General features: G+C 70.9%; 12 protein-coding genes. 6 read left to right on the top strand and 6 right to left on the bottom strand.

Features of this window, described 5'->3' with window-relative positions; translation table 11 throughout:
- Positions 1 to 130: 130 nt before the first annotated feature.
- Positions 131 to 2,473 (top strand): excinuclease ABC subunit UvrA, encoded by a 2,343-nt coding sequence (locus G3I19_RS26550; RefSeq protein WP_164266235.1) that lies wholly within the window; start codon positions 131 to 133, stop codon positions 2,471 to 2,473.
- Positions 2,474 to 2,506: 33 nt separating this feature from the next.
- Here the strand turns inward: G3I19_RS26550 and G3I19_RS26545 are convergent, their stop codons facing one another.
- From G3I19_RS26545 to G3I19_RS26535, 3 genes are read right to left on the bottom strand one after another with little or no spacing between them, the layout of a single operon-like run.
- Positions 2,507 to 3,253: a succinate dehydrogenase/fumarate reductase iron-sulfur subunit gene (locus G3I19_RS26545; RefSeq protein ID WP_164266234.1), complete on the bottom strand. Its 747-nt coding sequence runs from the start codon at positions 3,251 to 3,253 to the stop codon at positions 2,507 to 2,509.
- Positions 3,250 to 5,199, bottom strand: coding sequence for a fumarate reductase/succinate dehydrogenase flavoprotein subunit (locus tag G3I19_RS26540; protein WP_164266233.1), 1,950 nt, complete (start codon positions 5,197 to 5,199; stop codon positions 3,250 to 3,252). Before G3I19_RS26540 ends, G3I19_RS26545 begins: the two co-directional genes overlap by 4 nt.
- A 1-nt stretch (position 5,200) precedes the next feature.
- The gene (locus G3I19_RS26535; protein WP_164266232.1) at positions 5,201 to 5,905 is read right to left on the bottom strand and encodes a succinate dehydrogenase cytochrome b subunit; all 705 of its coding nucleotides are present in this window, start codon (positions 5,903 to 5,905) and stop codon (positions 5,201 to 5,203) included.
- Positions 5,906 to 6,003: 98 nt separating this feature from the next.
- Between G3I19_RS26535 and G3I19_RS26530 the strand changes: the two genes are divergently transcribed.
- A complete protein-coding gene (locus tag G3I19_RS26530) occupies positions 6,004 to 6,906 on the top strand; it encodes a LysR family transcriptional regulator (protein WP_164266231.1) in 903 nt (300 codons plus the stop codon).
- On the opposite strand, the gene G3I19_RS26525 is transcribed toward G3I19_RS26530, so the two are convergent.
- Together G3I19_RS26525 and G3I19_RS26520 are read right to left on the bottom strand one after the other, a co-directional pair.
- Positions 6,876 to 9,059: an EAL domain-containing protein gene (locus G3I19_RS26525; protein ID WP_164266230.1), complete on the bottom strand. Its 2,184-nt coding sequence runs from the start codon at positions 9,057 to 9,059 to the stop codon at positions 6,876 to 6,878. The genes G3I19_RS26530 and G3I19_RS26525 overlap by 31 nt on opposite strands.
- Complete coding sequence (locus G3I19_RS26520) at positions 9,056 to 9,868, bottom strand: SAM-dependent methyltransferase (RefSeq protein WP_164266229.1); 813 nt, start codon at positions 9,866 to 9,868, stop codon at positions 9,056 to 9,058. Before G3I19_RS26520 ends, G3I19_RS26525 begins: the two co-directional genes overlap by 4 nt.
- An 893-nt stretch (positions 9,869 to 10,761) precedes the next feature.
- Between G3I19_RS26520 and G3I19_RS26515 the strand changes: the two genes are divergently transcribed.
- The 4 genes from G3I19_RS26515 (at position 10,762) to G3I19_RS26500 (ending at position 13,365) form a co-directional block, all read left to right on the top strand.
- A complete protein-coding gene (locus tag G3I19_RS26515; RefSeq protein WP_164266228.1) occupies positions 10,762 to 11,529 on the top strand; it encodes a DUF4239 domain-containing protein in 768 nt (255 codons plus the stop codon).
- Between the two features lie 32 nt (positions 11,530 to 11,561).
- Entirely contained in the window at positions 11,562 to 12,023 is a 462-nt protein-coding gene (locus G3I19_RS26510; RefSeq protein ID WP_164266227.1) for a universal stress protein, read from the top strand.
- Positions 12,024 to 12,036: 13 nt separating this feature from the next.
- A complete protein-coding gene (locus tag G3I19_RS26505; protein WP_164266226.1) occupies positions 12,037 to 12,726 on the top strand; it encodes a sigma-70 family RNA polymerase sigma factor in 690 nt (229 codons plus the stop codon).
- Between the two features lie 153 nt (positions 12,727 to 12,879).
- A complete protein-coding gene (locus G3I19_RS26500) occupies positions 12,880 to 13,365 on the top strand; it encodes a hypothetical protein (protein WP_164266225.1) in 486 nt (161 codons plus the stop codon).
- 132 nt (positions 13,366 to 13,497) lie between these two features.
- On the opposite strand, the gene G3I19_RS26495 is transcribed toward G3I19_RS26500, so the two are convergent.
- Positions 13,498 to 14,608, bottom strand: a 1,111-nt coding sequence (locus G3I19_RS26495) for a histidine kinase (protein WP_164266224.1), incomplete at its 5' end; no start/stop codon positions are given.

Genomic DNA, 14,608 nt, shown 5'->3' with positions numbered 1-14,608 from the left:
GACGGCGGGGCGCCGGCCACACGGCGGCGGCGCGGCGCGGCGCGATCCTCTGACAGTGGCGCGGCACGGGACGCTGACGGCGGCCCCGCCGGGTGTCCGACATTCCGTACCGCGGCTCTAGAATTCCGGTATGCAAAGCCCTCATGACCCGTATGTCCGTGTCCGTGGCGCCCGCGAGCACAATCTGCGCGGCGTCGACCTGGACATCCCCCGTGACTCCCTGGTGGTGTTCACGGGGGTCTCGGGCTCGGGCAAGTCATCGCTGGCCTTCGGGACGATCTACGCGGAGGCCCAGCGGCGCTACTTCGAGTCGGTCGCCCCCTACGCCCGGCGTCTCATCCACCAGGTGGGCGCGCCGAAGGTCGGCTCGATCAGCGGTCTGCCGCCCGCGGTCTCCCTCGAACAGCGCAGATCGGCACCCACGTCCCGGTCCTCGGTCGGAACGGTCACCACGCTCTCGAACTCGCTGCGGATGCTCTTCTCCCGGGCGGGCGACTATCCGGCGGGCGCAGACCGGCTCGACTCCGACGCGTTCTCACCGAACACGGCGGCCGGGGCCTGTCCGGAGTGCCACGGCCTGGGGCGGGTGCACAGGACCAGTGAGGCGCTGCTGGTGCCCGACCCGTCGCTCTCGATCAGGGAGGGCGCCATCGCCGCCTGGCCCGGGGCCTGGCAGGGCAAGAACCTCCGCGATGTGCTCGACGCGCTCGGCCACGACGTCGACCGTCCGTGGCACGAGCTGGCGCAGCGGGACCGCGACTGGATCCTCTTCACCGACGAGCAGCCGGTGGTGACCGTGCACCCGGTGCGGGACGCGGGACGGATCCACCGCCCGTACCAGGGCACGTACATGAGCGCCCGGCGCTATGTGCTGCACACCTTCGCGGACTCGAAGAGCCAGTCGCTGCGTGCCAGGGCCGAGCGCTTCCTGTCGAGCGCCCCGTGTCCGGTGTGCGGGGGGCACCGGCTGCGCCCCGAGTCGCTCGCGGTGACCTTCGCCGGCCGTACGATCGCCGAGCTCGCCGCGCTCCCGCTGTCCGGCCTCGCCGGGGTGCTGGCCGGACACGACGGCAGCGAGACGGCGAAGGTGCTGACCGCCGATCTGCTGGCCCGTATCGCCGTCGTCACCGAACTGGGCCTCGGCTATCTGAGCCTGGACCGCAGCACCCCGAGCCTTTCCTCCGGTGAACTGCAACGGCTGCGCCTGGCAACCCAGTTGAGGTCGGGCCTCTTCGGGGTCGTGTATGTGCTGGACGAGCCGTCGGCGGGCCTGCACCCGGCGGACACCGAGGCCCTCCTCGTGGTGCTCGACCGGCTCGGGGAGAGCGGCAACTCCGTCTTCGTGGTCGAGCACCAGCTGGATGTCGTGCGCCGGGCGGACTGGCTGGTCGACGTGGGGCCTCAGGCGGGCGAGCACGGCGGCCGGGTGCTGCACAGCGGGCCGCCGGCGCTCCTCGCGGACGTGGCCGATTCGGTGACCCGGCGCTATCTCTTCGACCGGTCGGCGGCTCCGGAGCGCGCGGTGCGGGAGCCGTCGGGGCTGCTGGAGATCGGGCCGGTGACCCGGCACAATCTCGACGCCCTGCGGGCCGTGGTCCCGCTCGGCGTACTCACCGCGGTGACCGGGGTCTCGGGCTCCGGGAAGTCGACCCTTGTCCGCGAGATCACCGAGGAACTCCCCGGCGTGCAAAGGCTGGTGACAGTCGACCAGAAGCCGATCGGCCGTACTCCCCGGTCCAACCTCGCCACCTACACCGGGCTGTTCGACACCGTACGGAAGCTGTTCAGCGCCACCGACGAGGCGCGGGCCCGCGGCTACCGGGCGGGGCGGTTCTCCTTCAATGTGCCGGGCGGGCGGTGCGAGACCTGCCAGGGCGAGGGGTTCGTCTCCGTCGAGCTGCTGTTCCTGCCCAGTACGTACACGCCGTGCCCGGACTGCCACGGCGCGCGCTACAACCCGCAGACGCTGGAGATCAGGCACCGGGGACTCTCCATCGCCGGGGTACTCGACCTGACGGTGGAGGCGGCCGCCGATTTCTTCGCTGGTTCACCTCCCGCGGCGCGCAGTCTGCGGACCCTGCTCGACGTGGGGCTCGGCTATCTGCGGCTCGGACAGCCCGCGACCGAGCTGTCGGGCGGTGAGGCGCAGCGCATCAAGCTGGCGAGCGAGCTGCAGCGCGCCCGCGGGGCGCACACCCTGTACGTCCTGGACGAGCCGACCACCGGGCTGCATCCGGCCGATGTCGAGGTGCTGATGCGGCAGTTGCACGGCCTGGTCGACGCGGGCCACACGGTGGTGGTGGTCGAGCACGACATGGCGGTGGTGGCCGGGGCCGACTGGGTGATCGACCTCGGGCCCGGCGGGGGCGGCGACGGCGGCCGGATCGTCGCCGCCGGCCCGCCGGCCGAGGTGGCTGCCGCGTCCGGCAGCCGGACCGCGCCGTATCTGGCGCGGGCGCTGCGCGGGGCGTGAGCATGTGACGCCCCGCGCGGCACGACCCCTGGGTCAGCGGCTGACCTTGCGGGTGGCCCGCAGCCACTCCTTGTTCATCGCGGTGATGGAGGGCAGCGGGATGCCCTTGGGGCAGGCGGTGGCGCACTCCCCGGTGAGGGTGCAGCCGCCGAACCCCTCGTCGTCCATCTGCGCGACCATGTCGAGCACCCGGGTCTCCCGCTCGGGAGCCCCCTGCGGCAGCACATTGAGATGGTTGACCTTCGCCGAAGTGAACAGCATCGCCGAGCCGTTGGGGCAGGCCGCCACACAGGCACCGCAGCCGATGCACTCGGCGTGCTCGAAGGCGTAGTCGGCGTCCGCCTTCGGTACGGGCGCGGCGTGCGCCTCGGGTGCGGCGCCGGTCGGGACGCTGACATAGCCGCCGGACTGGATGATCCGGTCGAAGGCCGACCGGTCCACCACGAGGTCCTTGACGACCGGGAAGGCCGAGGCGCGCCACGGTTCGACGTCGATGGTGTCGCCGTCCCGGAAGGAGCGCATGTGCAGCTGGCAGGTGGTGGTGCGCTCCGGGCCGTGCGCGTCGCCGTTGATGACCAGGCTGCACGCGCCGCAGATGCCCTCGCGGCAGTCGTGGTCGAAGGCGACGGGCTGGTCGCCCTTGAGCGTCAGTTCCTCGTTGAGGGTGTCGAGCATCTCCAGGAACGACATGTCCGGTGAGATGTCGTCGACTTCGTAGGTCGTCATGGCGCCGGCGGCGGCCGCGTTCTGCTGGCGCCAGACGCGCAGGGTGAGCTTCATGCGTAGCTCCGCTGAGTGGGGTGGACGTACTCGAAGACCAGGTCTTCCTTGTGCAGGACGGGGGCGTCACCGGTGGCGGTGAACTCCCAGGCGGCGGCGTACGAGAACTCCTCGTCGCGCCGCGCCGCCTCCCCGTCCGGGGTCTGTGACTCCTCACGGAAGTGGCCTCCGCAGGACTCGGCGCGGTGCAGGGCGTCGAGGCACATGAGCTCCGCGAGCTCCAGGTAGTCCACGACGCGGTTGGCGCGCTCCAGCGACTGGTTGAACTCCTCGCCGGTGCCCGGCACCTTGATGCGGCGCCAGAACTCCTCGCGGATCTGCGGCAGCCGGTCGAGCGCCTTGCGCAGGCCGTCGGCCGTACGGGCCATTCCGCACAGCTCCCACATCAGTTCACCGATCTCCCGGTGGAAGGAGTCCGGGGTCCGGTCGCCGTCGACCGAGAGCAGCAGATTGAGCCGGTCCTCGGTCTCGGCGACGGCCTCGGTCACCGCCGGGTGGTCGGCGGTGACCTCCTCGTGGTGCGGGTTGCGGGCGAGGTAGTCGTTGATGGTGGACGGCAGGACGAAGTAGCCGTCGGCGAGCCCCTGCATCAGCGCGGAGGCGCCGAGCCGGTTGGCTCCGTGGTCGGAGAAGTTGGCCTCACCGACCGCGAACAGGCCGGGGATGGTGGTCTGCAGGTCATAGTCGACCCAGAGTCCGCCCATCGTGTAGTGCACGGCCGGGTAGATGCGCATCGGAGTCTCGTACGGGTTCTCCGCGGTGATCTGCGCGTACATGTCGAAGAGGTTGCCGTACTTCTCCTCGACGGCCCGCCGGCCCATGCGCTTGATCGCGTCGGCGAAGTCCAGATAGACGCCCTGGCCGCCGGGGCCGACACCGCGTCCCTCGTCGCAGACGTTCTTCGCGGCGCGCGAGGCGATGTCACGCGGGACCAGGTTGCCGAACGACGGGTAGGTGCGCTCCAGGTAGTAGTCGCGCTCGTCCTCGGGGATCTCGTTGGCGGGGCGGTCGTCGCCCTTGGCCTTGGGCACCCAGATCCGGCCGTCGTTGCGCAGCGACTCGCTCATCAGGGTGAGCTTCGACTGGTGTTCGCCGGTACGCGGGATGCAGGTCGGGTGGATCTGGGTGAAGCAGGGGTTGGCGAACCAGGCGCCACGCCGGTGGGCGCGCCAGGCCGCGGTGGCGTTGGAGTTCATGGCGTTCGTCGACAGGTAGAAGACGTTGCCGTAGCCGCCGCTGGCCAGCACCACGGCGTCCGCGAAGTAGCTGGAGATCTTCCCGGTGATCAGGTCGCGGGCGACGATCCCGCGGGCCTTGCCGTCCACGACGATCAGGTCGAGCATCTCGGTGCGCGGGTGCATCTCGACGGTGCCGGCCGCGATCTGCCGGGACAGTGCCTGGTAGGCGCCGAGGAGCAGCTGCTGCCCGGTCTGGCCGCGGGCGTAGAAGGTGCGGGAGACCTGGACGCCGCCGAAGGAGCGGGTGTCGAGGAGTCCGCCGTACTCACGGGCGAACGGCACGCCCTGGGCGACGCACTGGTCGATGATCTCCACCGAGATCTGGGCGAGCCGGTGGACGTTGGACTCGCGGGACCTGAAGTCGCCGCCCTTGACGGTGTCGTAGAAGAGCCGGTGCACCGAGTCGCCGTCGTTGCGGTAGTTCTTGGCGGCGTTGATCCCGCCCTGCGCGGCGATGGAGTGGGCGCGGCGCGGTGAGTCCTGGTAGCAGAACTGCACCACGTGGTAGCCCTGTTCGGCGAGGGTGGCGCCCGCGGAGCCGCCCGCGAGTCCGGTGCCGACGACGATGACGGTGTGCTTGCGGCGGTTGGCCGGGTTGACCAGCTTGGCCTCGAAGCGGCGGGTGTCCCAGCGTTCGGCGACGGGTCCCTGCGGGGCCTTGGTGTCGACGGCCGGGGTGCCGGTCGTGTACTGCGTGTAGTCGGTCATGTCAGCTCACGACTCCGGTCATGACGGCGACGGGTACCGAGATGAAGCCCACCGTCAGCACCAGCGCGAGGATGTTGGCGATGCCCTTCAGCACCCGGTCGCGGGTGGCTTTTCCGGCGCCGAGCGTCTGGGCCGCGCTCCAGAAGCCGTGCCTGATGTGCAGGCCGAGCGCGAGCATCGCGACGATGTAGATGACGTCGCCGTACCAGGTGTGGAACGTCGCCACGACGTTCTCGTACGGGTGCCCGGGCTGGGCGTTCTTGTTCACGGTGAGGGTGGTGAAGTCCAGCAGGTGCCACACGATGAACAGGGCGAGGATGATGCCGCCCCAGCGCATGGTGCGGGTGGCGTAGCTGGCGCGCGGGCGCTTGTGTGCGTACGCGACCGGGCGGGCCCGCTGGTCGCGGCGGCTGAGCTGGTAGGCGCAGACCGCGTGCAGCACCACGGCGGCGACGAGTACGACGCGGATGATCCACAGCGCCCACTCGTAGTGCAGGAAGGGCTCACCGATGGTGCGCAGCCAGTGCGCGTAGCTGTTGAACTGGCCGGAGCCGAAGAAGATCTTGAGGTTTCCGAACATGTGGACGACCAGGTACAGCAGCATGATCAGACCGCTCACGGCCATGATCGTCTTCTTGCCCACGGTCGATCCCCAGACCGAGCGCGCCATGGACGGCCGTTGGTCCGTCTTCGTTGCCAGTGCCATGTCAGAAGACGTTACGGCCCGGGACGGCCAGAGGTCCAAGACATGAAACAGCTCATATCCATAGCCCCTGACTATCGTACGGGGTTACGGTGGACGCCATGCAGCTCCAGCAGCTCGGCTACTTCGTGGCCGTCGCCGAGACCCGTCACTTCACCCGCGCCGCCGAGGAGCTGCATGTCGCGCAGCCCTCGCTCTCCCAGCAGATCAGGGCGCTGGAGAAGGAGCTCGGCGCCGAGCTGTTCAGCAGGGCCCGGGGCAACATCACGCTGACCGACGCCGGCGAGACCCTGCTGCCGCTGGCCCGGCGGATCCTCGCCGACGCCGAGACGGCCCGCCACGAGGTGCAGGAGCTGGCCCAGCTGAGACGGGGCCGGGTCAGGCTGGGCGCGACCCCGAGCCTCTGCACCGGTCTGCTCCCGGACGTCCTGCGCACCTTCCACGACCAGCACCCCGGCATTCAGCTGCTGATCGAGGAGGGCGGCTCCCACGACCTCGTACGGGAACTGGCGCGCGGCACCCTCGACCTGGCGCTCGTCGTCCTCCCGCTGCCCACCCCGTCGCCCGCGCTCACCACCATCGAGCTGCTCCAGGAGGACCTGGTCGTCGTCTCGTCGCCGGCCGTGGCCCCGCCGCGCTCACCCCTGCGGATCACCGATCTGCGGGGCGAGCCGATGGTGATGTTCCGGCACGGCTACGACCTGCGGGACCTCACCCTGTCGGCCTGCCGCGCCAAGGGGTTCGAGCCGTACTTCACCGTCGAGGGCGGCGAGATGGACGCCGTGCTCGGCTTCGTACGGTCCGGGCTCGGCATCGCGGTCGTCCCCAGCATGATCGCGGCACGGGCCGGCCACGGGCTGCGGGTCACTCCGCTGGCCCGGCCCGGCCTGCGCCGTACGATCGCGCTGGCGCACCGCAGCGATGTGGCGCCGCCGCGGGCCGCCCGCGTCCTCCAGGACGTACTCCTCGCGAGTCACACGGCGTCGGCCAGTGACAGGGTGTGAATCCGGTCGGGTGCGCCCGGCCTCGCGTAGTACCAGCCCTGCGCCGTGTCGCAGCCGAGCTCCTTCAGCTGGTCGGCCTGCGCACCGGTCTCCACGCCCTCGACGGTGACCGCCAGCTCCAGGCTGTGCGCCAGCGCCACGATCCCCTCGACGATCTTGAGGTCGACCGGGTCGGCCGGATGCTGCTGCATCGACTGCGTGAACGACCGGTCGAGCTTCAGCACGCTCACCGGCAGCCTGCGCAGATTGGCGAGGTTGGAGTAGCCGGTGCCGAAGTCGTCCAGCGCGATGTCCACCCCCATGTCGGCCAGCTGCCGCAGCGGCTTGAGCAGATCGTCGTCGGCGCCGATCAGCGCCGACTCGGTGACCTCCAGGCAGAGCGCCCCCGGGTCGAGACCGGTGCGCTCCAGGACCGCGACCGTGTCGGCGACGAGACCCGGGTGGTAGAGCTGGGTGGGCGAGAGGTTCACATTGATCCGCAGCGGGCCGCCGTCGCTGTGTGCGGGGTGCAGCTGCTGCCAGCCGCGCGCCTGCCGTACGGACTCCTCAAGGACCCAGCGGCCGAGCGGCACGATCAGCCCGGTGTGCTCGGCGAGCGAGATGAACCGGTCGGGCCCGAGTATCCCGTGCTGCGGATGCGACCAGCGCACCAGCGCCTCAGCGCCGTGCACGCTCCCGTCGCCGAGGTGCACCAGCGGCTGGTACTCGATGAAGAACTCGCCGCGCTCCAGGGCCGCGGGCAGCGCCGTGGTGAGCCCGTGCCTGGTGATGGCGCGGGCGTCCGCCTCGGCGTCGGCCAGCTGGAAGCGGTTGCCGCCCGCCGCCTTCGCCCGGTACATCGTGATGTCGGCGCTGCGCAGCACCTCGGCCGCGCTCTGCGTCCCGGACAGTCCTTCGACAACCCCGACACTCCCGCGTACGGTCAGCTCACGGCCGTCGATCCGGATGGGGGTGGCCAGCACCGACAGGATGCGTACGGCCAGTTCCTCGACCTCGTCGGCGGACTCGTACCCGGTGGTGAGCGCGACGAACTCGTCGCCGCCGAGCCTGGCCACCATCTCGCCGGACGCCGTCGCACAGCTCTGCAGCCGGTCGGCGACCTCGACCAGCATCCGGTCGCCCGCCGAGTGCCCGAGGCTGTCGTTGATCGCCTTGAAGCCGTCGAGGTCCAGATAGCAGAGGCCGAAGCGCATCGCGTCGGGTGCGGTGACCGCCTTTTCGAGCCGCTCGAAGAAGAGCGTGCGGTTGGGCAGTCCGGTCAGCGCGTCGTGCGTCGCCTCGTACCGCAGCCGCAGATTGAGCAGCCGCCGCTCGGTGGTGTCCTCGATGAGCGCCAGCTGGTACTGCGGCTTGCCCTCCGCGTCGCGCAGCAGCGACACCGTCAGATTGGTCCACAGGACGGTGCCGTCGTTGCGGTAGTAGGGCTTCTCGACCCGGTAGTGCTCACGGTCGCCGCGCACCAGCTCGGCGTGGAGCCGCCAGACCTGCGGGGCGTCGTCGGGGTGCACCCACTCGTTGACCTTGCGGCTGCGCACATGGTGGTCGACGCCGCCGAACATCCGCAGCAGCGCGCCGTTGATCTCCAGGATGTTCCCGTCCAGGTCGGCGATGCCGATGCCGACGGCCGCGTCCTCGAACACCGCTCGGAAGCGGGTCTCCGTGACGTGCAGGGCTTCCTCGGCCGCGCTGCGGGCGGAGAGCGCCGAGCGGGCGATGGCCTCCTGCTCGGCGAGCGTGCGCTCGCGCAGCGCCTGGGAGAATCCGGCGGCCAGGGAGTGCTGCAGGCGGGCGCAGCGGTTGCGGAACTCCTCGGCGGTCAGGTCGAGTCCCGCGTCCCGCGCGCCGCAGTAGAGCACCAGATACGAGTCGACCACCCCGAGGGTCCTGCTGAGGGCGTCCGGGTCGGTGCAGTGGGCGGCCACCAGATCGCCGCCGACCCGGTGGGCGGGCGCCGGGTCGAAGGGCCAGGCGTGCAGCGCGTCGCTGAGGCCACGCGCGAGCGGCAGCAGATGCTGCTCGAACTCGGGCCTGGTCAGCGAGGTGGCGGTGGAGGGGAAGATGGCCCGGCACCAGATGGTCGCGAAGCGGCCGACTCTGTCCTCGGGGCTGTCCTGGTCGGCCGTCGACGCGGACTTCTGCCGCGGTACGTTCACAGCCTGAGCCCCACGCCCGCGACACCCGAGAAGGCGTACGGGTCCTCCTGGTCGACCGGGGTGTCGGGCCGCCACTCCGGCATCGCGACCAGCCCGGGCTGCACCAGCTCGTACCCCTCGAAGAACCGGGCGACCTCGTCGCGCGAGCGCATCACCAGCGGGTTGCGGATGGTGCGGTAGACCCCGACCGCGCCGCCCGCCTGCTCCTGCGGGACCGGGATGCCCTCGTACGCCGCGTGGGTGAGGATCAGCAGGCTGCCGGGCGCGAGCGCGTCGCGCAGGGCGGCCACCGCCGTGTACGGGTCGTCGGCGTCCTCGATGAAGTGGAGTACGGCGACCAGCAGCAGCGCCACCGGGCGGTCCGGATCGAGTACGGCCGCGACCTCGGGGCTGTCCAGGATCTCCTGGGGCTTGCGCAGGTCGGCGGCGGCCACGGCGGTCAGTCCGTTGCCTTCGAGCACGGCCTTGCTGTGGGCGACGGCGACCGGATCGTGGTCGACGTACACCACCCGGGAGCCGGGATCGACGGACTGGGCGACCTCGTGCACATTCCCGAAGGTCGGGATGCCGGAGCCGATGTCGAGAAACTGGTTGATTCCCCGCTCGACGGCGAACCTGACCGCGCGGCGCATGAAGGCCCGGTTCGCCTGCATCACCTTCGGAAGTCCCGGCATGAACTCCATGGCTTTGCGGGCGGCCTCCCGGTCCACCTCGAAATTGTGCGAACCGCCCAAGTAGTAGTCGTAGATCCGCGACACGCTCGGCACCGAAAGATCGATGCCCTGCGGGGCCCAGGCAGGACGCTCCATCAATGTCTCCAACAAGTCGGCACGACGGTCCGGCCACATCCATGGCCACTGTTCGGGCCGAATCTACTGACCACCCGGCAAGAGAGCGAGCAAAAACGGAAATTGGCGGTCCGTTATTGGTCACTCGCCGCTGGCAAGTGCTTCCGGCCTGCCGCCGCGCGCTCCGTGCGAGCGTGGCGGAGCCCATCGTAGGCACCCCCCTCCGGGCCAATTCCCGCGGGTGACACATGAGATGGCCGTGCCAAACGCAAAGGCCCAGATATCCCCCCTTCCGGCGAATCGGCGACAAGGCCGGAATGGCGCCGCACCGGGCGGATCATGCTGCTCGGCATGTACCGATCGCCGCGGACGCTGGTTCCGCTCACCGGCCGGCTGCTGGCGGTGGCGGGCCTCCTCTGGCTCCCGCTGATACCCGCCCCCGCAGCCGCAGCCGACTGCTCCTATGCCTCCGTCTCCCAGTCGGGTCACTCCTTTTCGGGGACGGCCGTCGCCATCGGCGGGAGCGGCAGCTGCACGGCGGAGCACACCGACAGGCCGAAGCCCCCGCCGCCGCCACCCCCGAAACCGAGGCCGAAACCCCCGCCGCCGCCACCTCCGCCTCCCCCGCCACGTCCCGTGTACCACCCGCCGCCGCCCGTCCAGCACCGCGCGGCGCCGCCGGCCCCACGGCCGAAACCGCCCCCGCCGCCGAAGCCCTCGGTACGCCCGCGGCCGCCCGCACCGAAGCCCGTCGCCCTCCCGGCGTACAAGGCTCCCGTGCGCAAGAAACCGCACACCGGGCCGCCCATCGTCACGCTGATGCTTCTGGTGACGGCTCCGGCCGTCTTCGCCGTGGCCGTTCTGCGCCCGCGCTCCTCCCACTGATTCTCACCCGCTGACCGACGGAGACACCCGTGTCGGAATGGCTTGTTCTCACTATCGCGATGGCGGCCGCCTGTGCCGTCGTCCTGACCATCACCCTGCTCAGCAACCGCCGGATCGCCGATGACGACGACCCTTCGCAGACCCCGGACGTCATCGAGTACATGACGATGATGATCGGCGTGATCTACGCGATCGTGCTGGGTCTGGCCATCGCGGGCGTCTGGGAGGGCCGCGGCGCCGCCCAGGAATCCGTACGCATGGAGGCCCAGGCCCTGCACGAGGTCGACGCCCGCTCGGCCGTCTATCCGCCCGCCGTCCATCAGCGCATCCACACCGATGTGGAGACCTATGTCAGTTACGTTCTGGACACCGAGTGGAAGCACATGGGCGAGCACGGCGATCTCACCGACCGCGGCGCACAACTCCTCGGCCAGGTACGGCGGGACGTCACCGACTACAAGCCGGCCAACGATCACGAGGGCGAGGCGTACCAGCCCCTCGTCGACCAGGTATCGGCGGCGGACGACGCCCGCAGCTCACGGGCGCAGGCCGCGCAGGCGACGATGCCGGGGGTGGTCTGGTTCGGCCTGATCGTCGGTGCCGTGATCACCGTCGGGCTGATCTTCACCCTCCAGATCCGGCGCTCCCCGAAGGAACTGCTGCTCGCCGGGCTCTTCAGCGCGCTGATCGCCTTCCTGCTGTTCCTGATCTGGGACTTCGACGCGCCCTTCGGCCGTGGTGTCATCTCCGCCACGGCAGGACCGTTCCTCGATCTCTTCCCGCACGCGGCCAAATAGGAGCCCGAACGCCGGAGCGATAACCTCTCGGCGTGACAGATCAGCAGCCTCACCAGTTCGAACGCGGTACAGACGGTCCCAAGGTGATCGTGGTCGGGATGGACGGATCACAGCCGTCACTGCGGGCCGCCTCGTATGCCGCCGGTCTCGCCCGGCGGCAGAACGCGCTGCTCGCCATCGTGTACGTCCAGCCGGTGCTCTCCGCCGGGGTGTCCATGGGTGCCCCGGTCGGAGATACCACCGGAGAGATCGCCGAGGGGCTGGTGGCGGAGATCAGGACCGCGACCGAGCGGGTCAAGGAGATATTCGCCGTGCGCTGGGAGTTCCACACCTTCCGCGGCGACCCGTACAACGGTCTGGTGACCGCGGCCGACGAGCTGAAGGCGGACGCCGTGGTCGTCGGGGCCTCCGAGTCGGCCGGCCACCGGATCGTCGGATCGGTGGCCATCCGGCTGGTCAAGGCCGGCCGCTGGCCGGTCACCGTCGTCCCCTAGGACGTGTCACCGGATGGCGCTTCCGGGCCGCACGCCCCGCCCGGCCGTGCCCCGGCGCACGGCAGGCCGACCGCTCACCGTGCCGCTCGTCGCACCGTTCAACCGCTCGCCGCAGAGCCGCGCCCGGCCGCTGTCCCTTCCCGCCGTGCTGCGCTCGTATACGACGGTGACCTCCACACGGACATGCCGCGGAACGGACGAGCGGGACCTTCTGGAGCTCCAGCGCAGCCACGGCGGCGCGCTGCTCCGGTTCCTGCTGCGTCTGACGTACGGAGACCGGCAGCGCGCCGAGGACCTGGTGCAGGAGACGCTGGTGCGCGCCTGGCAGCACCCCGAGGCGTTCGAGAAACCGTACGAGTCGATACGGCCCTGGCTGTTCACGGTGGGCAGACGGCTGGCCATCGACGCCCGCAGGTCCCGGCTGGCCCGCCCGGCCGAGGTGAGCGAACGGCTGCTGGAAACGACCGCGGCCCACAGCGATCCCGCCGAGCGGTCGGCCGCCGCCCTCGATGTCCGGGAAGCCGTACGGACGCTGAGCCCGGAGCACCGGGCGGTGCTGGTGCAGCTCTACTTCCGCGGACTGAGCGTCCACGAGGCCGCGTCGGCACTCGGGATCCCCGCCGGCACCGTGAAGTCCCGTTCGCACTACGCCCTGCGCGCCCTCGGCCGCAGCCTGCCGGGCTATCCGGACGGGCCGCCCTGAGTGTCCCGCGCCCCGGCACGGCCCGGTGAATCCTGGCTTTATGGCCACGGGGATCATCCGGCACGGGTTCAATGCTCCCTGGAGCGCCCGACGGCGCGCCTGCCGACGTGCCGGAGAACCGGCCGGCCGAGTCAATGGAAGAGGCGAGACGGGATGCGTCCCGAGAGCACCAACGGGACCAGTGGTGACGAACTGCTGGTCCCGATGGACTGGATGTACGCCGAGTACATCGCGGATGAACTGCTGCGTACCGGCGACCTCATGCCGCCGACCACGATCGAGTACCAGGCGGGGCGGGACGCGCTGGCGCTGACCGTCTTCCTCTCCGAAGGCCCGGTCGGCGGCGCACGGGTGGTGGCCCGGCTGGACGAGTGGCTGTCGCTCACCGCGTACGACGCCCGGTGGCGTGAGTGGGTGTGCGGCCGGATCGCGGCGCTGGTCGCGGCGGGCGGTCAGGGGCCCGATCTGCCGCTGGCCCTGGCGGCCTGGCGCTGGCTGGAGGACACCGAGCTGTTCGCGGCCGACCTCGACGCGGTCGCCCCGGGTGCCGTGCCCGGCCGTGACGACGAGCCCCGGGTGTGGACCCCTGCCTGGCAGCTGGGACTGCCGCTGGGCCATCTGGCGATCCATCTCTTCTAGGATCCTCAGGAGCAGGAGCCTCCGGCTGGAGCCGCCGATGCGTGGGCGCGCAGGCGGGCGCATGGGCACGCGAGCGGGCGCATGGGCACGGGCGGGCGCGGGGGCACGTGGGCGCGCAGGCGGGCGCGGGGATCATGAACCGTGCACGCCCGCACGGTATTTCGGGATGCGCAGAGTCACCTTCATCCCCGCGCCGCGCGCCGTCTCGATCACCAGGCCGTAGTCGTCCCCGAACACCTGGCGCAGCCGTTCGTCCACATTGAGCAGCCCGATACCGGACGAGGCCCCGGCCTCGCCGCGCAGGATCCGGCGCAGCCGGTCCGGTTCCATCCCCGCGCCGTCGTCCTCGACGACCACCTCGGCCTCGGCGCCCGCGTCGAGTGCGCTGATGGTGATGCGGCTCCGGCCCGCCTCCCCTTCGATGCCGTGCTTGACGGCGTTCTCGACGAGCGGCTGGAGACAGAGGAAGGGCAGCGCCACGGGCAGCACCTCGGGCGCGACCTGGAGGGTGACGGCCAGCCGGTCGCCGAAGCGGGCCCGCACCAGGGCCAGGTACTGGTCGATGGAGTGCAGTTCGTCGGCGAGCGTGGTGAAGTCCCCGTGGCTCCGGAAGGAGTAGCGGGTGAAGTCGGCGAACTCAAGGAGCAGTTCACGGGCCCGCTCGGGGTCGGTGCGGACGAACGAGGCGATGGCGGCGAGGGAGTTGAAGATGAAGTGCGGGGAGATCTGAGCCCGCAGCGCCTTGATCTCCGCTTCGATCAACTGCGTACGGGAGCGGTCGAGTTCGGCCAGCTCCAGCTGTACGGAGACCCAGCGCGCCACCTCACCGGCGGCCCGGGCGAGGACCGCCGACTCACGCGGCGCGTAGGCGACGAGCGCGCCGAGCACCCGGCCGTCCACGGTCAGCGGGACCGCCACGGCCCAGCGCAGCGGGCAGTCCAGATCGTCGCAGGCGCTGCTGAACGCCTGGTCCCTGCCGGTCTCCAGCAGGGCGCCGAGCTGTGTCATCACGGAGACCCGGTGGTGTTCGCCGCTGCCGTCCCAGGCGAGGACGCGCTCGCCGTCGGTGAGGCAGAGGGCGTCGGTGCCCAGCAGGGAGCGCAGCCTGCGCGCGGCCTTGCGGGCGCTCTCCCCGGTGAGCCCGGCCCGCAGCGGGGGCGCGGCGAGCGATGCGGCGTGCAGGGTCTCGAACGTCGCGTGCTCGACCGGTGTTCCCACGCCGCTGCCGCGCGCGGGGCGGGTG

The organism is Streptomyces sp. SID10853 (genome assembly GCF_010548145.1).
Classification (GTDB): Bacteria; Actinomycetota; Actinomycetes; order Streptomycetales; family Streptomycetaceae; genus Streptomyces.
Note: the sequence above shows the minus strand (reverse complement) of the source record. Positions and strands in the feature narration are given on the sequence as shown.

What these genes read in the sequence shown, in the direction of transcription:
- G3I19_RS26530 (WP_164266231.1), top strand. Translation starts at nt 6,004, where the DNA reads ATGCAGCTCCAGCAGCTCGGCTACTTCGTGGCCGTCGCCGAGACCCGT.
- G3I19_RS26500 (WP_164266225.1), top strand. Translation starts at nt 12,880, where the DNA reads ATGCGTCCCGAGAGCACCAACGGGACCAGTGGTGACGAACTGCTGGTC.
- G3I19_RS26550 (WP_164266235.1), top strand. Translation starts at nt 131, where the DNA reads ATGCAAAGCCCTCATGACCCGTATGTCCGTGTCCGTGGCGCCCGCGAG.
- G3I19_RS26535 (WP_164266232.1), bottom strand. Translation starts at nt 5,905, where the DNA reads ATGGCACTGGCAACGAAGACGGACCAACGGCCGTCCATGGCGCGCTCG.
- G3I19_RS26505 (WP_164266226.1), top strand. Translation starts at nt 12,037, where the DNA reads ATGGCGCTTCCGGGCCGCACGCCCCGCCCGGCCGTGCCCCGGCGCACG.
- G3I19_RS26540 (WP_164266233.1), bottom strand. Translation starts at nt 5,199, where the DNA reads ATGACCGACTACACGCAGTACACGACCGGCACCCCGGCCGTCGACACC.
- G3I19_RS26520 (WP_164266229.1), bottom strand. Translation starts at nt 9,868, where the DNA reads ATGGAGCGTCCTGCCTGGGCCCCGCAGGGCATCGATCTTTCGGTGCCG.
- G3I19_RS26545 (WP_164266234.1), bottom strand. Translation starts at nt 3,253, where the DNA reads ATGAAGCTCACCCTGCGCGTCTGGCGCCAGCAGAACGCGGCCGCCGCC.